The sequence below is a fragment of the Acidithiobacillus sp. TH-A35 genome (assembly GCF_057473505.1).
The window spans coordinates 1-13,919 of sequence record NZ_JBYCKR010000007.1 but is presented as its reverse complement, the minus strand read 5'-3'; the positions used below and the strand labels follow the sequence as shown (position 1 = coordinate 13,919).

The window sequence follows — 13,919 nt, the reverse complement described above, 5'->3', positions numbered from 1 at the left end:
GTTAGGCATGCGTATCAACTGCGCTGGTCGTCTTGGCGGAGCAGAAATTGCCCGTACTGAATGGTATCGGGAGGGCCGCGTTCCATTGCATACGTTGCGCGCTGATATTGACTATGGTTTCGCAGAGGCGAACACCACCTACGGAATTATCGGGGTAAAGGTGTGGATCTTCAAAGGCGAAATCCTTGAGTGGAGCACGGCGCAAACGGCCGCTGCCCGCCAGAAGTGACGGGAGTTTCCGATGCTGCAGCCTAAACGAACAAAATTTCGCAAACAACATAAGGGTCGCAATCGTGGTATTGCTACTCGCGGTAATAAGGTAAGCTTTGGCGAGTTTGGTCTTAAAGCCGTTGGTCGTGGTCGTATCACCGCGCGTCAGCTTGAAGCCGCGCGCCGCGCCATCAGTCGGCATGTAAAGCGCGGCGGCCGCATGTGGATTCGTATTTTTCCGGACAAGCCGATCAGCAAAAAGCCAGCGGAAGTGCGTATGGGCAAAGGTAAAGGTAATCCGGAATACTGGGTCGCCTTGATTCAGCCGGGTAAAGTACTTTACGAAATGGAAGGCGTAACGGAAGAGGTGGCTCGTGAGGCGTTTGCGCTAGGCGCGGCCAAGCTTCCGGTACAGACAGTCTTTGTGAGTAGGCGGGTGATGGGATGAAAGCTCAGGAAGTTCAAAAACTGGATCTGGCAGGCTGCCAGGCGCAATTGATGCTCCTTCTTGAGGAGCAGTTCAGGTTGCGTATGCAACACGCGACTGGGCAGCTTGCAAAAACGTCGCGTTTACGCACCGTGCGTCGTGATATCGCGCGCGTGCGGACAGCCATTACTGTGAAGAAGGAAGCGCACTCATGACCGAGGCGAAGAACCCACGTAGTTTGGTTGGTACGGTGGTTAGCAACCTTATGGATAAGACGATAGTCGTCAATGTTGAGCGTCGTATTCAACATCCGCTCTATAAAAAATACATTCGGCGATCCAAGAAATTTCACGCCCACGATGCGGAAAACGCCTGCCGGATCGGCGACACCGTGAAAATTGAAGAATGCCGTCCTTTGTCGAAAACCAAGAGCTGGCGTTTGGTGAAAGTGCTTGCCGAGGGTATCGTGGAAGGGGATAACGCATGATACAGATGCAGACCAGGCTGAGCGTTGCCGACAATAGCGGTGCACGGGAAGTGATGTGTATCAAGGTGCTCGGTGGTTCACATCGGCGTTACGCCGGTATCGGTGATGTCATCAAGGTGAGCATCAAAGATGCCGTCCCGCGCGGGAAGGTAAAAAAGGGCGATGTTTACAACGCGCTCGTCGTGCGTACTCGCAAGGGGGTGCGCCGCGAAGATGGATCCTTGATTCGTTTCGACAGCAATGCGGCTGTGCTCTTAAATAACCAGTTGCAGCCTATTGGTACACGTATTTTTGGCCCGGTGACACGCGAGTTACGCGGGGCGAATTTTATGAAGATAATTTCATTGGCGCCGGAAGTGCTGTAGGGGATGACCATGTTGAAGGTACGTAAGGACGATGAGGTCGTGATTCTTACCGGTAAGGACAAGGGCAAGCGTGGTAAAGTGCTCAAGGTGCTCCGGGAAGAGTCACGGGTGGTGGTCGAAAAGGTTAACATGATCAAGCGGCACGTTCGTCCTGATCGTATGGGCAAGCCTGGCGGCATCGTGGAAAAAGAGGCGCCAATTCATGTATCCAATGTGGCAATTTTTAATGCCGCTACCGGTAACGGGGATCGAATTGGTTATAAGGTGCTTGAGGACGGGCAGAAAGTGCGTGTTTTTAAGAGCAACGGCGAAGTTATTGGCCGCTGTTAAGTAAGGGAAATAATATGGAAGCACGTTTGCATTCGTTGTATAAAACGTCCATTGCGCCGAAGCTGATGCAGGATTTTGGCTTCAGTAGTGTGATGGAAGTGCCAAAACTGCGGAAGATCACCCTGAACATGGGAGTGGGTGAAGCTGTTGGCGACAAAAAAATTCTCGAAGCAGCGGTTGGTGATATGACCAAAATTGCAGGTCAGAAGCCCGTAGTCACGCGCGCACGGAAGTCCGTAGCGGCTTTCAAAATACGTGATGGTTACCCCATTGGGTGCATGGTGACTCTGCGTGGGATTTTGATGTACGAGTTTTTGGATCGTCTTGTCAGTGTGGCTATTCCCCGTATCAGAGACTTTCGTGGTCTTTCGCCGCGGTCGTTTGATGGGCGTGGAAATTATACGATGGGCGTGAAAGAGCAGATCATATTCCCTGAAATTGAATATGACAAAATTGATCGTTTGCGCGGGTTGGACGTGGTATTCACTACCACAGCCAAGAATGATGAAGAGGGCCTTGGGCTTTTGAAAGCCTTCAAGATGCCCTTTCGGTCTTGAAGGAGTTTGACGCGTGGCAAAGAAATCATTGATCGCAAAGTCTGAAAGGACCCCAAAATTTAAGGTGCGTGCGTATCACCGGTGCAAATTGTGCGGGCGTTCACGCGGTTACTATCGGAAGTTTGGCCTCTGTCGTTTGTGCTTTCGTAAGCATGCCTCGGCTGGGTCGATTCCCGGTATCGTTAAAGCGAGCTGGTGAGGAAACACGATGAGCGTGACGGATCCTATTGCTGATATGCTGACGCGCATTCGTAATGCGCAACAGGTAAATAAGGCGAAAGTGCAGATGCCCGCTTCCAAGCTGAAACGTGCTATTGCACGGGTTTTAGTGGAAGAGGGGTACATTCTGGATGTGAAAGAAGACGTGGCGAACGGTCATCCCGTTCTGAACGTAACGTTAAAGTACTATGCGGGTGCGGGTGTTATTGCCGAGATTCGGCGGGTGAGTCGGCCTGGTGTTCGCGTTTATCGTGGTGCCGAGGACTTGCCGCGAGTGCGCGACGGATTCGGCATCGCCATTATATCCACTTCTCAGGGAATTATGACTGATCGCGCGGCTCGCACCGCGGGCATCGGTGGTGAAGTTCTCTGCGTCGTATCCTAGGGGGAGGACAAAAATGTCTCGTGTAGCGAAACAGCCAGTGCCTCTACCTAAGGGCGTCGAAGTCCATGTTGCGGATCACCGCATGGTGGTGAAGGGGCCTAAAGGCGAGATGTCAGTCCCTTGCCATCCGGCTGTGGAATTGCAGGTAGATGCCGGTATCGCGTCACTCACTTGGGCAGAAGACCAAAATGCCCAGGCTGGGACCATGCGGGCTTTATTGAATAATATGGTAGAAGGCGTCTCACAAGGCTTTGAACAAAAACTAGAAATTATCGGTGTGGGTTACCGGGCCCAAGCGAAGGGTAAAACGCTCAGCTTGAGTCTTGGTTTCTCCCATCCGGTGGATTATCCAGTGCCCGACGATATCACCATCGAAACGCCGACGCAGACGGAAATTGTCATTCGGGGAATCGATAAGCAAAAAATCGGGCAGATCGCGGCAGATATCCGTGCCTATCGTCCTCCGGAGCCCTACAAGGGTAAGGGCGTACGCTACGCCGGTGAAAATGTTAGACGTAAAGAAGCGAAGAAAAAATAATGCTTGAGGCTTACTACTATGAATAAAAATTCGGCAAGGCTTCGTCGGGCGCGCAAGACGCGGGCCCGCATTGCATCGCAAGCCAAACCACGGCTCTCTGTTTTCCGCTCTGGTAAGCATATTTATGCTCAGGTGATTGACGACGCGCAGGGCATAGTTTTGGCGCAGGCATCTAGCTTGGAGGCTGAACTCCGGACGCAAATGGCGCGCGGTGCGGATGTGGCCGCCGCCGCAACTATCGGACAACGGGTTGCAGCGAAGGCACTGGCTGTGGGCGTTAAGGAAGTGGCATTTGACCGTAGCGGATATCGTTACCATGGTCGGGTGAGAGCTTTGGCCGACGCCGCCCGCGAAGGCGGGTTGTCGTTCTGATGGAGAGCTAAGATGGCACGGGAAAATCGCGATACGCAATCCAACGATGGAATGCAGGAAAAACTTATTCACATCAACCGCGTTTCCAAGGTGGTCAAAGGCGGGCGGCAGTTCGGCTTTGCGGCGCTCATGGTGGTGGGCGATGGAGATGGAAAGGTTGGCTTTGGCCGCGGAAAGGCCAAAGAAGTCCCTGCGGGTATTCAAAAGGCCACCGACCGGGCGCGCCGATGGATGACGAGCATACCTTTGATGAAGGGCGGCACGATTCCTTACCCGGTAGAAGGGCGCCATGGCGCAGCGCGAGTAATGCTGCGGCCGGCTCCAGAAGGTAGTGGCGTAATCGCTGGTGGTGCGATGCGTGCAGTTTGTGAGGCCGTGGGACTGCGGAATGTGGTTGCCAAGTCTCTGGGTTCTAACAACCCTATCAACGTTGTTCGCGCGACTTTCGATGCTTTTAATAAGCTTGCCAGTCCTCAGGCTATCGCTATGAAACGTGGCAAAAGTTTGAAGGAGATTCGCGGCCAGGGAGGGCACGATGAGTAAGCAACTGCGCATCACGCTGGTAAAAAGTCTGATTGGCGTCGCTGAAAAGCATCGTCGGGTTGTGCTGGGATTAGGGTTGCGTCACACAAATCATTCGGTAGAACGTTTGGATACTCCAGAGATTCGTGGGATGGTCAATAAAATACCTTATCTACTTCGCTGGGAAGAGCTGTGATGAAATTAAATACGATTGCGCCTGCAGAGGGCTCGAAAAAAGACCGTCGCCGTGTTGGACGTGGTATCGGAAGCGGTTTAGGCAAAACAGCCGGTCGTGGTCACAAGGGTCAGCATGCCCGCTCCGGTGGTTACCATAAGGTGGGTTTCGAAGGCGGTCAGATGCCGTTGCAAAGACGTATTCCTAAGCGTGGGTTCCGTAATGCATTAGGTGTCCACGTCGTTGAGGTGGCGTTGTCCCAACTGGAGTCTGCGGCGATTGACGGCGTAGTAGACCTCGAAGGCTTGTTGCTTCGGCGCATCGTTCGCGGCTCGCCGGATTCGGTTAAAGTTATTTTGACCGGCGAACTCACCCAGGCTTTAACCGTGCGTGGCCTGCGCGTAAGCGCGGGTGCCCGGGCGGCCATTGAGAATGCTGGCGGAAGGATAGAAGGTTAATGGCCGGGTTACGTAGCATTGGGGGCGCCGCACAGGGGGCCGGAAAGATCAATGAGTTACGTAACCGCATCCTTTTTCTGCTGGGCGCGCTTCTGGTTTTTCGTGTTGGGGCACATATACCCGTGCCAGGAATTGACCCTGCGGCGATGGCGGCTTTTTTTAATCAGCAGCGGGGAACTATCCTGGGCATGTTCAATATGTTTTCGGGGGGCGCACTCTCCCGACTGACGGTTTTCGCACTAGGGATCATGCCTTACATCAGCGCGTCAATCATATTCCAGTTGGCAGGGGCAGTTTTTCCGAAGCTGGAAGAACTTAAAAAGGAAGGTGAGGCGGGGCGCCGTAAAATAACGGAGTATACACGTTATGCCACGGTCATACTTGCCCTGATGCAAGGCTTGGGAATCGCTATCGCGATTGAAAAGATGCACGCCGGACATCTTCCTGTGGTAATTGATCCAGGTCCGCTGTTCCTGTTCACGACAACCATTTCGCTTGCCTGCGGCACCGTCTTTTTGATGTGGATTGGAGAACAAATTACGGAGCGAGGAATCGGTAATGGCATCTCTATGATTATATTTGCCGGTATTGTCGCAGGCCTGCCAGATGCCATCGGGACAACTTTTGAGCTAACCAAAACCGGACAGTTTCAGCCGCTGTTCATTGTAGCGCTTTTTGTCCTTGCGCTGGGAGTGACCGGCTTTGTGGTATTCATGGAGAGTGCGCAGAGACGTATTCCCATCCAATACGCCAAGCGGCAGGTTGGCCGTAAGATATATGGAGGCCAGAGCACGCACATGCCGCTCAAGGTGAACATGTCTGGCGTAATTCCGCCGATCTTTGCATCTAGCATCATCCTTTTGCCAGCGACACTATCTGGATGGTTCGCTAATGTGCCCGGGATGGAGTGGCTGGCGCGCTTTGGACAAGCCTTGAGTCCAGGGTCTGCGCTTTACGTCGTGGTATTCACCACGGCGATTGTGTTTTTTGCCTTTTTTTACACCGCCATGGTGTTTAATCCTCGCGACACCGCAGATAATCTGAAAAAGTCTGGCGGCTTTGTGCCGGGGATTCGGCCTGGCGAGCATACAGCGAAATACATGGATCGTATCCTTACCCGGCTCACGCTTTGGGGTGCCATATATCTGACCCTGGTTTGCCTGCTGCCAGAGTTCCTTATTGTCCAGTACAACGTACCATTCTATTTTGGTGGTACCAGCCTGCTGATCGTCGTTGTGGTGATGATGGATTTAATGGGGCAGATTCAGAGCCATCTGCTAACGCATCAGTACGAAGGGTTGATTCGCAAAAACCCTCTCAGTGGACACTGATAGTGGCAAAGCATTTGATTTTTCTTGGTGCGCCTGGCGTCGGTAAGGGCACGCAGGCCCAACGCCTTGCCCAGTTAATGGACTTGCCTCACGTCTCCACTGGTGATATGCTCCGCGCCTCGGTTCAGTCTGGTAGGGAGATTGGACTGCGTGCTGCGGCAGTGATGGAGTCCGGCGCGCTGGTGGGTGATGAAATTATTATCGGTATCGTCGCGGAGCGGCTACTTCTTCCAGACGCGGCGGCAGGGGTGGTCTTCGACGGATTTCCCCGAACCATCCATCAGGCGAATGCGCTTGATAACTTAGTAAGTGCGCATGGCGACCAAATTACCGCGGTGCTGCATATAAATTTGTCTGACGAAGAAATTGTCGAACGTCTCTCCGGGCGGAGGGTGTGTTCGAAATGCGGGGCGATTTATCACATACGCTACCACGCGCCTGCGGTTAATGGGGTCTGCGATATCTGTGGGGGTGTGTTGTTGCAACGTGAGGATGATCAGCCCGCAGTAATTCGTAAACGGCTGGCTGTCTATCAGGCGGAGACTGCGCCCTTGATCGCTTATTATCACGATCGACCTGCCTATCATCTGGTGAGTGGGGAGGGCGAAGCCGATGAAGTATTCTCTAGAATCGTGGAAGCGGTAGGGGTAGTACGCTAAATGTCGAAAGAAGATACCCTGGAAATGCAGGGTGAGGTAATAGAGAATTTGCCGAGTGCGACGTTTAAGGTACGCTTGGAGAATGGTTATGTCGTTAATGCACATATCTCCGGTAAAATGCGGATGCATTATATCCGCATTTTACCAGGGGATAAGGTTACCGTAGAGATGACGCCCTATGATTTAACCAAGGGTCGCATCATTTATCGTGCCAAATAGGGGGTAGTCATGAAGGTTCGCGCATCGGTAAAGAAGCTTTGTCGTAACTGCAAAATTGTTCGTCGTAATGGTGTGGTTCGCGTGATTTGTGTTGAACCTCGCCATAAGCAGCGCCAAGGTTAAGGCGGTAGGCGAAACTGTTTAGTCTGTGGGGTCAACCCACTCAGTCTCTTGGAGGAACTGCGGATGGCCCGCATCGCTGGTGTAAATATTCCGAACAATAAACAAATAGAAATTGCCTTGACGTATATTTATGGCATTGGTAAGACGCGAGCTCAGCATGTTTTGAGCGCGGCGGAAATTGCCTTTGATATGCGAGTCAAGGATATCAGCGAGCCCGAGCTTGAACGCATACGGTCAGAGGTTGCGAAGTTCCTGGTGGAGGGCGATTTACGCCGCGAAGTCACCATGAATATCAAACGTCTGATGGATTTGGGTTGTTATCGCGGAATACGGCATCGCCGCGGTCTCCCCGTTCACGGCCAGCGGACAAAGACCAATGCGCGTACGCGTAAGGGTCCCGCTAAGTCCATTACGCGTTAAGCAGGAAGATTCTAGCAATGGCGAAAACACAAGCGAACTCCCGTGTGCGAAAGAAGGTCAAGAAAAACGTTCTTGACGGTGTTGCGCACATTTATGCGTCCTTCAACAACACGATTATCACGATCAGTGATCGTCAGGGCAACGTTTTAACTTGGGCCAGCTCTGGCGGGTCGGGGTTCCGTGGTTCACGTAAAAGTACACCTTTCGCTGCACAGGTGGCAGCGGAAAACGCGGGCAAAAAAGCGCAGGAATATGGTGTTAAGAACCTGGATGTCGAAGTGCGGGGACCGGGGCCGGGTCGAGAGAGTACGGTGCGTGCACTTCATTCTATTGGCTTCCGTATTGCGAGCATTCGCGACGTGACGCCGATTCCCCATAACGGATGCCGTCCGCCTAAAAAGCGGCGTGTTTAATTTTTAGGTGGAGGTTATCTGTGGCTAAATATACGGGTCCGAGTTGTCGTTTGTGTCGGCGCGAAGGTGGGAAATTATTTCTCAAAGGCGAGAAGTGCTTTTCTGATAAATGTCCAGTGAGTATACGAGCCTACGCCCCAGGGCAGCATGGTCAACGACGCGGACGTGTCAGTGAGTACGGCGGTCAGTTACGTGAAAAGCAAAAAATCCGGCGTATCTATGGCGTACTGGAAGGACAGTTCCGTCGCTATTTCCAGCGTGCCAGCCAGACGCGGGGCGTTACCGGCGAGTTGTTGCTGCGTTTTCTGGAGTTACGTCTCGACAATGTGGCCTATCGTTTAGGGTTCGGAGCATCTCGTGCTGAGGCGCGGCAGGTGGTTCGCCACGGTCACATTCTGGTGAATGGACGGCGTGTGGATATCCCGTCTTATCAGGTCCGCGCCGGTGACGTGGTGAGCGTTGCAGAGGGTGCTCGAGCGCACATGCGTATTGTCTCTGCGGTAGAGGCTGCGGCTGGCCGTGGTTTCCCGGAATGGGTGAGTATGGACACTACCGAACTCAAGGGCACTATCAAAGCCGTACCGGTGCGAGAAGATATCGCTCCGGATTTGAACGAACAGGTCGTCGTGGAGTTGTACTCTAAGTAAGACCGGGGGTTGAGGAACGCTTATGACTGAGGTAGGAGAGCTGTTGCGTCCGCAGGGCGTCGATGTGGAAGAAGTTTCAGCACACCGTGCGCGTATTGCCCTCGGACCCTTGGAACGTGGCTTTGGTCACACCTTGGGTAGTGGGTTGCGCCGAGTGTTGTTATCGTCTCTCAAAGGTGCGGCGGTTACGGAAGTCGAGATTGAAGGAGTGTTGCATGAATATTCCAGCATCGAAGGGGTGCAGGAAGATGTCGTGGATATTCTGCTCAACTTGAAAATGTTGGCAGTTCGTGCGCATGGACGCGGAGACGCGGTGGTGACGCTGCGTAAGCGTGGCCCAGGTCAAATGACGGGTGCGGATATCGTGTCCGAGCACGGCATTGAGGTGGCCAATCCTGATCAAGTGATTGCCACTTTAACCCGCGACGTTGAACTGGTGCTTCATTTGCGTATTGACGAGGGCAGGGGCTACGACGCAGCTGCCACGCGTCGGCAGAGTCATGAAAAGCGCATCGGTGTGATGGCTCTGGACGCGAGTTTCAGTCCCGTATTGCGCGTAAGCTATCTGGTGGAAAGTGCGCGGGTAGAGCAGCGTACTGACCTGGACCGTCTGATACTCGATGTCGAGACGAATGGCGTGGTCGACCCGATTTGGGCGGTGCAAGAGGCTTCCCGTATTTTCCGCAGTCAGCTCGGTGTGTTAGCCGGTGCGGAAACGAAGGAAATACCTGAGGCGTCACAGGCGCAGGCCAATGAAAGCCTTACGCCATTGTTGGTCCGCCCGGTCGATGACCTGGAGCTTACGGTACGATCGGCGAACTGTTTGAAAGCCGAGGATATTTTTTACATCGGAGATTTGGTTCAGAAGTCGGAGCAGGAGCTTCTGAAAGCGCCTAATCTCGGACGCAAGTCTCTCAACGAGATAAAGGAAGTTTTAGTGGCGCATGGCCTTACGTTGGGGATGCGACTCGACAATTGGCCACCGGAAAATTTGCCACCGGTGCCTGGGCGAGCTGCCGATGCGGATTCGATCAGCAGTTAACGTTAGAAATTTTGTAGAGGGAATGGGGTTATGCGTCATCGCAAAAGTGGTAAACAGTTAAATCGTAATAGTAGTCATCGGCAGGCGATGTTTGCCAATATGATGGTGTCCTTGTTTCATCATGAGCGAATCGTTACCACGTTACCCAAGGCGAAAGAGCTGCGGCGTTTTGCGGAGCCGATGATCACGCTGGCGAAGGATGCGACAGTGGCCAAGCGGCGGTTGGCGTTTTCGCGTTTGCGTGATCGCCAGGCTGTGGTCAAGTTGTTTGATGATCTCGGTCCACACTATCTGGCGCGTCCAGGCGGTTATCTGCGTATTGTTAAGTACGGCTTTCGGGCTGGTGACAATGCGCCGTTGGCTATTGTTGAGCTTGTAGATCGGCAAGCGGCCACTGCTGAATAGTCAGAGATTGTTCTGAAAAAAACCGGCCTGATGCTCGAGGCCGGTTTTTTATTCACTATTTTCAGGATACGCGGAGAAGCCGGGCGGTATCGCGGGTCCTGACATATTGGCGTCTACTGACGTCCGGTGCTGCCAAAGCCTGCGACGCCCCGTTCGCTAGTGGTAAAACTGGCCACCAGCGTAATGTCAGGGCGAATAATCGGCACCAGCACCATTTGCGCTACGCGCTCACCGGGTTCAATGACCATCTCTGCAGCGCCCCGATTCCACAGAGAAATCTTTAGTGGTCCCTGATAATCCGCATCGATGAGACCGACCAGATTACCCAGTACCAGGCCGCGATGTCCGAGACCCGAGCGCGGCAGCAACAGTGCCGTAACCTGCGGGTCGCCGATATGCATGGCAAACCCGGCGGAGACGAGTTCTGCCTGCCCGGGAGCCAGTTGCAGCGGGGCGTCCAGGCAGGCGCGCAGGTCCATGCCTGCGGCGTCGGCGCTGGCATAATGGGGGAGGGGCCATTGCTGGCCGATGCGTGGATCAAGAATGCGAATTTGCAGATTGTTCATGTAAGGTCTTCGTACTCCGTACCGGAAGGTGGAAAAAACGTGCTGAGGTGACGCACCAGATGGCGCGCGAGATCCATTTTGCTGCAACGGGGGATGTGCAGTACCCGTTCGCCCTGCAAAATACTGCAGGCATTGTCGGTAGCACCCATCCCCATATCGGCGGAAGTAATATCGTTGACTACGATGATGTCCGCCCCCTTGCGCTGCGCCTTGGTGCTTGCAGTGGCGAGGTGGTTGTGGGTCTCGGCGGCAAAAGCGACAATATAGCGTGGTCGCCGAGGGTCCTGATGGACCATGCTGACGATATCGGGATTAATGCTGAGAGGCAAAGGGTTTGCGATATCCGTTTTGCCTAGTTTATGCGCGCTGAACTGACTCGGCCTGTGGTCGGCGACGGCGGCATTGGCGATGAAGATATCCGTGGGCTTGTCCAGTGCCTGCAGGCAGGCCGCGAGCATGTCCTGTGCAGAGAGAACATCCTGGCGGCTTACTCCCGGCGGCGTTTGTTCATGGGTAGTGCCGGTAATCAGCAACACCTCCGCCCCCGCCTCCGCGCAGGCCTGGGCGAGGGCAAAACCTTGGCGGCCACTGGCGCGATTGCTCAGACCGCGAGCGGGATCGATCGCCTCCCAAGTTGGCCCGGCGGTAATGAGGACACGTTGCCCGCGCAGGGTTTTCTCGGCCAGAGCGAGACGTAGTTCACCCACCATGCGCTCTGGTGCCAACAGTCGTCCGGTACCTTCCTCACCACAGGCGAGACTGCCGCTGTCCGGACCCAAAAAGTGGGCGCCATCCGCCTGCAACTGGGCGACATTGCGCTGCGTCGCAGGGTGTGCCCACATGGCACTGTTCATCGCGGGTGCGAGAAAGAGCGGCGCACGGTTGGCGAGAACGACGGTACTGAGCAGGTCATCGGCCAAGCCTTGGGCGAGGCGGGCCATTCCATTGGCGGAGATGGGTGCGATTAGGAGGGCGTCGGCCCAGCGTGCCAGGCGGACGTGGTCCATGGCCGCCTCTTCGGCGGCGGCAAAGAGGTCGCTACGCACGGGCTCCCCACTCACGGCTTGCAAAGTCAGCGGCGTTACAAACTGTGCAGCGCCCCGTGTCATGACCACGCGCAGTTCTACTCCTGCCTGGCGCAGGGCGCGCACGATCTCCGGGCTCTTGTAGGCGGCGATGCTGCCACCTACACCCAGAAGAATTCGTTTGCCAGCGAGGGGCTCTGTCGTGTTGAATACGCTTTCCATCATCACATTCCTAGTGTAAGGGAAGGAGGGAGCGTATGGCCATCACTGATTGGCCGGCGGACGAGCGTCCGCGGGAAAGACTATTGCAAAAAGGGGCAGCGACTCTGTCGGATGCAGAGCTGCTGGCGATATTTCTGCGGGTGGGCGTGGTGGGCAAAAGTGCGGTGGATCTGGCCAGGGACTTACTGCAGAATTTTGGTAGCCTGCGGGCATTACTTACCGCGTCTCATCATGATTTTTGTGTGCATAAAGGGCTCGGGGATGCCAAATACGCGCTTTTGCAGGCGGTGCTGGAAATGGGTAAGCGTCATCTCGCCGAGGAATGGCAGCGAGGAGACAGCCTTGATTCGCCGCAGCGGGTGCGACAGTATCTGTCTGCCACTTTGCGCGACCGCTGCCGTGAGGTTTTTGCTGTGATCTTTTTGGATAATCGCCATCGGGTGCTGCGCTTTGAGGAGATGTTCCTGGGGACCATTGACGGCGCTACCGTGCATATTCGCGAAGTGCTGAAGCGCGCCCTGGAGTTGAATGCGGCAGCCCTCATCGTTGCGCACAACCATCCTTCCGGCGTGGCGGAACCCAGTGCGGCAGATCTTTCCCTCACCCGGCGTCTGGATCAGGCCATGCAACTGGTTGACCTGCGCTTGCTGGATCACTTTATAGTCGGCGACGGCGAGCCCTTGTCTCTGCGCGAACAGGGGGGCTGGTGAAAAAAAACAGCGCACTCTGGCGGCGTGCCTTTTTTGCAGGGCATGGGTTGTGGGTCGCTGCCCGTGAGGAAGCCAGTTTTCGGGCAGAGTTGTTGGCAGTCGTGGTGGGCGTGATTCTTCTGTACTGGACTCAGGCATCGCTCATCTGGTGGGGGGTTGGTATTTTGCTCATGGGTGCAGTGCTGGCGGCAGAGCTGCTCAACAGCGCCGTAGAATCTCTCGCTGACTTGGTAAACCCGGAATATCACCCCCTGGTAGCGCGCGCGAAGGACTATGGCGCGGCGGCGGTGCTGGTGCTGAGCATCGCTGCAGTATTGATTGCCGCGTTGTTGTTGTGGCGACGCTTTCATACGGGGTTTTGAAATTTGCGCGGACCACAACGCTGGGAGCTGTTGGCTTTATTGCTGCTCGGCTTGGGGGTGGCAGCGTTGCTCTGGCTTTACGCTGGTGATTTTCTGGCGGGTGTGCTCTTGCGTCGGGGGGCACTGTTGGATGCCCGTTGGGAGGCGGAGATTCTACAGTCCCGGGACCCTGTCTGGCAGCCGTTCTGGGCCGGGGTGACCCGGCTTGGCGGCCCAGATTTTCTGCCTTGGCTGGTAGCAGTGATGGCGGCTGCCTGCTTCGCTGCATGGCGTTTTTTCGATGGCATTCTGCTGGTTTCAGGCGCGGTAGTATTCGCCGTGCTCGTTCAGTTGGTAAAAGTGACTACGGCACGTGCCCGGCCTCCGACCGCGGCAGAAATGCTGTCGCCTGCGTTCCCAAGCGGGCACGTGAGCCTCAGTGTGGTGGTCTATGGCCTTTTGGCCCTGTACATCCTTGCTGCGGTACGGCATCGCGGCCTGCGTCTGGCGATGGTGACATTGCTCGCGGTATTGGTCGCAGCCATCTCCTGGAGTCGCCTAATCCTGGGGGTACATTGGCCTAGTGATGTGTTTGGGGCCTGGTTGCTGTCCGGATTATGGCTGGGCCTGCTCTGGGGGGTCTGGCAAACTTATCGCTACCGACATCCACGATACTTACTGACTGGTGCTCGCAAGATTTGGAGCAGAGTGGCCTTGGGATTGCTGAGTGTCGCCGGACTGGCCGTGATGG

At 54.9% G+C, this 13,919-nt stretch carries 28 protein-coding genes; 26 read left to right on the top strand and 2 right to left on the bottom strand.

Annotated elements, in window-relative coordinates:
* From rpsC to rplQ, 23 genes are all read left to right on the top strand, one after another.
* The coding region (gene rpsC, locus AC2VNK_RS00425) for a 30S ribosomal protein S3 (RefSeq protein ID WP_486882409.1) at positions 1–229 on the top strand (229 nt) is incomplete at its 5' end.
* A 12-nt stretch (positions 230–241) separates the two neighbouring features.
* Positions 242–658, top strand: a complete 417-nt coding sequence (rplP, locus tag AC2VNK_RS00420; protein WP_291523320.1) for a 50S ribosomal protein L16 — start codon at positions 242–244, stop codon at positions 656–658.
* The gene (gene rpmC / locus AC2VNK_RS00415; RefSeq protein ID WP_291523318.1) at positions 655–852 is read left to right on the top strand and encodes a 50S ribosomal protein L29; all 198 of its coding nucleotides are present in this window, start codon (positions 655–657) and stop codon (positions 850–852) included. Before rplP ends, rpmC begins: the two co-directional genes overlap by 4 nt.
* A complete protein-coding gene (gene rpsQ / locus AC2VNK_RS00410; RefSeq protein WP_291523317.1) occupies positions 849–1,124 on the top strand; it encodes a 30S ribosomal protein S17 in 276 nt (91 codons plus the stop codon). The genes rpmC and rpsQ overlap by 4 nt, the downstream gene beginning before the upstream one ends.
* Entirely contained in the window at positions 1,121–1,489 is a 369-nt protein-coding gene (rplN, locus tag AC2VNK_RS00405; protein WP_014030022.1) for a 50S ribosomal protein L14, read from the top strand. Before rpsQ ends, rplN begins: the two co-directional genes overlap by 4 nt.
* 9 nt (positions 1,490–1,498) lie before the next feature.
* Positions 1,499–1,819: a 50S ribosomal protein L24 gene (gene rplX / locus AC2VNK_RS00400; RefSeq protein ID WP_486882410.1), complete on the top strand. Its 321-nt coding sequence runs from the start codon at positions 1,499–1,501 to the stop codon at positions 1,817–1,819.
* A 14-nt stretch (positions 1,820–1,833) separates the two neighbouring features.
* The gene (gene rplE / locus AC2VNK_RS00395; protein WP_014030020.1) at positions 1,834–2,376 is read left to right on the top strand and encodes a 50S ribosomal protein L5; all 543 of its coding nucleotides are present in this window, start codon (positions 1,834–1,836) and stop codon (positions 2,374–2,376) included.
* 13 nt (positions 2,377–2,389) lie between these two features.
* Positions 2,390–2,575, top strand: coding sequence for a type Z 30S ribosomal protein S14 (locus tag AC2VNK_RS00390; RefSeq protein WP_012536091.1), 186 nt, complete (start codon positions 2,390–2,392; stop codon positions 2,573–2,575).
* Positions 2,576–2,584: 9 nt separating this feature from the next.
* Entirely contained in the window at positions 2,585–2,980 is a 396-nt protein-coding gene (gene rpsH / locus AC2VNK_RS00385) for a 30S ribosomal protein S8 (RefSeq protein WP_291523311.1), read from the top strand.
* Between the two features lie 13 nt (positions 2,981–2,993).
* Positions 2,994–3,518, top strand: a complete 525-nt coding sequence (gene rplF, locus AC2VNK_RS00380) for a 50S ribosomal protein L6 (protein ID WP_291523309.1) — start codon at positions 2,994–2,996, stop codon at positions 3,516–3,518.
* Between the two features lie 18 nt (positions 3,519–3,536).
* Positions 3,537–3,890 carry a 50S ribosomal protein L18 gene (gene rplR / locus AC2VNK_RS00375; protein ID WP_291523308.1) on the top strand — a complete coding sequence of 118 codons (354 nt, stop codon included), beginning with the start codon at positions 3,537–3,539 and terminating at the stop codon, positions 3,888–3,890.
* Between the two features lie 12 nt (positions 3,891–3,902).
* Entirely contained in the window at positions 3,903–4,433 is a 531-nt protein-coding gene (gene rpsE, locus AC2VNK_RS00370) for a 30S ribosomal protein S5 (RefSeq protein WP_291523306.1), read from the top strand.
* A complete protein-coding gene (gene rpmD / locus AC2VNK_RS00365) occupies positions 4,426–4,608 on the top strand; it encodes a 50S ribosomal protein L30 (RefSeq protein ID WP_291523305.1) in 183 nt (60 codons plus the stop codon). Before rpsE ends, rpmD begins: the two co-directional genes overlap by 8 nt.
* Positions 4,608–5,045: a 50S ribosomal protein L15 gene (gene rplO, locus AC2VNK_RS00360; protein ID WP_291523303.1), complete on the top strand. Its 438-nt coding sequence runs from the start codon at positions 4,608–4,610 to the stop codon at positions 5,043–5,045. The genes rpmD and rplO overlap by 1 nt, the downstream gene beginning before the upstream one ends.
* Positions 5,045–6,376, top strand: coding sequence for a preprotein translocase subunit SecY (secY, locus tag AC2VNK_RS00355; RefSeq protein WP_486882408.1), 1,332 nt, complete (start codon positions 5,045–5,047; stop codon positions 6,374–6,376). Before rplO ends, secY begins: the two co-directional genes overlap by 1 nt.
* A gap of 2 nt (positions 6,377–6,378) precedes the next feature.
* Positions 6,379–7,035, top strand: coding sequence for an adenylate kinase (locus AC2VNK_RS00350; protein ID WP_291523299.1), 657 nt, complete (start codon positions 6,379–6,381; stop codon positions 7,033–7,035).
* The gene (gene infA, locus AC2VNK_RS00345; protein WP_010639668.1) at positions 7,036–7,254 is read left to right on the top strand and encodes a translation initiation factor IF-1; all 219 of its coding nucleotides are present in this window, start codon (positions 7,036–7,038) and stop codon (positions 7,252–7,254) included.
* Between the two features lie 9 nt (positions 7,255–7,263).
* On the top strand, positions 7,264–7,377 hold the full coding sequence (gene rpmJ / locus AC2VNK_RS00340; protein ID WP_009568281.1) for a 50S ribosomal protein L36: 114 nt from the start codon (positions 7,264–7,266) through the stop codon (positions 7,375–7,377).
* A gap of 63 nt (positions 7,378–7,440) precedes the next feature.
* On the top strand, positions 7,441–7,797 hold the full coding sequence (rpsM, locus tag AC2VNK_RS00335; RefSeq protein ID WP_014030011.1) for a 30S ribosomal protein S13: 357 nt from the start codon (positions 7,441–7,443) through the stop codon (positions 7,795–7,797).
* Positions 7,798–7,814: 17 nt separating this feature from the next.
* The gene (gene rpsK, locus AC2VNK_RS00330; protein WP_291510128.1) at positions 7,815–8,210 is read left to right on the top strand and encodes a 30S ribosomal protein S11; all 396 of its coding nucleotides are present in this window, start codon (positions 7,815–7,817) and stop codon (positions 8,208–8,210) included.
* 20 nt (positions 8,211–8,230) lie between these two features.
* Complete coding sequence (gene rpsD, locus AC2VNK_RS00325) at positions 8,231–8,857, top strand: 30S ribosomal protein S4 (protein ID WP_291523296.1); 627 nt, start codon at positions 8,231–8,233, stop codon at positions 8,855–8,857.
* Between the two features lie 22 nt (positions 8,858–8,879).
* Positions 8,880–9,899, top strand: coding sequence for a DNA-directed RNA polymerase subunit alpha (locus AC2VNK_RS00320; protein ID WP_291523294.1), 1,020 nt, complete (start codon positions 8,880–8,882; stop codon positions 9,897–9,899).
* Between the two features lie 30 nt (positions 9,900–9,929).
* Positions 9,930–10,304, top strand: a complete 375-nt coding sequence (gene rplQ / locus AC2VNK_RS00315) for a 50S ribosomal protein L17 (RefSeq protein WP_271779571.1) — start codon at positions 9,930–9,932, stop codon at positions 10,302–10,304.
* A 113-nt stretch (positions 10,305–10,417) separates the two neighbouring features.
* Here the strand turns inward: rplQ and dut are convergent, their stop codons facing one another.
* Complete coding sequence (gene dut / locus AC2VNK_RS00310) at positions 10,418–10,870, bottom strand: dUTP diphosphatase (RefSeq protein WP_486882407.1); 453 nt, start codon at positions 10,868–10,870, stop codon at positions 10,418–10,420.
* The gene (coaBC, locus tag AC2VNK_RS00305; protein ID WP_291523290.1) at positions 10,867–12,120 is read right to left on the bottom strand and encodes a bifunctional phosphopantothenoylcysteine decarboxylase/phosphopantothenate--cysteine ligase CoaBC; all 1,254 of its coding nucleotides are present in this window, start codon (positions 12,118–12,120) and stop codon (positions 10,867–10,869) included. Before coaBC ends, dut begins: the two co-directional genes overlap by 4 nt.
* Positions 12,121–12,152: 32 nt before the next feature.
* On the opposite strand from coaBC, the gene radC reads away from it, so the two are divergent.
* The 3 genes from radC to AC2VNK_RS00290 form a co-directional block, all read left to right on the top strand.
* Positions 12,153–12,827, top strand: coding sequence for a RadC family protein (radC, locus tag AC2VNK_RS00300; RefSeq protein WP_486882406.1), 675 nt, complete (start codon positions 12,153–12,155; stop codon positions 12,825–12,827).
* Entirely contained in the window at positions 12,824–13,189 is a 366-nt protein-coding gene (locus AC2VNK_RS00295) for a diacylglycerol kinase (RefSeq protein WP_291523286.1), read from the top strand. The genes radC and AC2VNK_RS00295 overlap by 4 nt, the downstream gene beginning before the upstream one ends.
* 3 nt (positions 13,190–13,192) lie before the next feature.
* Positions 13,193–13,919 (top strand): phosphatase PAP2 family protein (locus tag AC2VNK_RS00290; RefSeq protein WP_486882405.1); only part of this gene is annotated, 727 nt, incomplete at its 3' end.

What these genes read in the sequence shown, in the direction of transcription:
- rpmJ (WP_009568281.1), top strand. Translation starts at nt 7,264, where the DNA reads ATGAAGGTTCGCGCATCGGTAAAGAAGCTTTGTCGTAACTGCAAAATT.
- rpsH (WP_291523311.1), top strand. Translation starts at nt 2,585, where the DNA reads ATGAGCGTGACGGATCCTATTGCTGATATGCTGACGCGCATTCGTAAT.
- rplO (WP_291523303.1), top strand. Translation starts at nt 4,608, where the DNA reads ATGAAATTAAATACGATTGCGCCTGCAGAGGGCTCGAAAAAAGACCGT.
- radC (WP_486882406.1), top strand. Translation starts at nt 12,153, where the DNA reads ATGGCCATCACTGATTGGCCGGCGGACGAGCGTCCGCGGGAAAGACTA.
- rpsE (WP_291523306.1), top strand. Translation starts at nt 3,903, where the DNA reads ATGGCACGGGAAAATCGCGATACGCAATCCAACGATGGAATGCAGGAA.
- dut (WP_486882407.1), bottom strand. Translation starts at nt 10,870, where the DNA reads ATGAACAATCTGCAAATTCGCATTCTTGATCCACGCATCGGCCAGCAA.
- rplP (WP_291523320.1), top strand. Translation starts at nt 242, where the DNA reads ATGCTGCAGCCTAAACGAACAAAATTTCGCAAACAACATAAGGGTCGC.
- rplF (WP_291523309.1), top strand. Translation starts at nt 2,994, where the DNA reads ATGTCTCGTGTAGCGAAACAGCCAGTGCCTCTACCTAAGGGCGTCGAA.
- rplE (WP_014030020.1), top strand. Translation starts at nt 1,834, where the DNA reads ATGGAAGCACGTTTGCATTCGTTGTATAAAACGTCCATTGCGCCGAAG.
- secY (WP_486882408.1), top strand. Translation starts at nt 5,045, where the DNA reads ATGGCCGGGTTACGTAGCATTGGGGGCGCCGCACAGGGGGCCGGAAAG.
- rplR (WP_291523308.1), top strand. Translation starts at nt 3,537, where the DNA reads ATGAATAAAAATTCGGCAAGGCTTCGTCGGGCGCGCAAGACGCGGGCC.
- rpsK (WP_291510128.1), top strand. Translation starts at nt 7,815, where the DNA reads ATGGCGAAAACACAAGCGAACTCCCGTGTGCGAAAGAAGGTCAAGAAA.
- infA (WP_010639668.1), top strand. Translation starts at nt 7,036, where the DNA reads ATGTCGAAAGAAGATACCCTGGAAATGCAGGGTGAGGTAATAGAGAAT.
- rplN (WP_014030022.1), top strand. Translation starts at nt 1,121, where the DNA reads ATGATACAGATGCAGACCAGGCTGAGCGTTGCCGACAATAGCGGTGCA.
- AC2VNK_RS00320 (WP_291523294.1), top strand. Translation starts at nt 8,880, where the DNA reads ATGACTGAGGTAGGAGAGCTGTTGCGTCCGCAGGGCGTCGATGTGGAA.
- rpmD (WP_291523305.1), top strand. Translation starts at nt 4,426, where the DNA reads ATGAGTAAGCAACTGCGCATCACGCTGGTAAAAAGTCTGATTGGCGTC.
- rpsQ (WP_291523317.1), top strand. Translation starts at nt 849, where the DNA reads ATGACCGAGGCGAAGAACCCACGTAGTTTGGTTGGTACGGTGGTTAGC.
- rplQ (WP_271779571.1), top strand. Translation starts at nt 9,930, where the DNA reads ATGCGTCATCGCAAAAGTGGTAAACAGTTAAATCGTAATAGTAGTCAT.
- rpsM (WP_014030011.1), top strand. Translation starts at nt 7,441, where the DNA reads ATGGCCCGCATCGCTGGTGTAAATATTCCGAACAATAAACAAATAGAA.
- rpmC (WP_291523318.1), top strand. Translation starts at nt 655, where the DNA reads ATGAAAGCTCAGGAAGTTCAAAAACTGGATCTGGCAGGCTGCCAGGCG.
- rplX (WP_486882410.1), top strand. Translation starts at nt 1,499, where the DNA reads ATGTTGAAGGTACGTAAGGACGATGAGGTCGTGATTCTTACCGGTAAG.
- coaBC (WP_291523290.1), bottom strand. Translation starts at nt 12,120, where the DNA reads ATGATGGAAAGCGTATTCAACACGACAGAGCCCCTCGCTGGCAAACGA.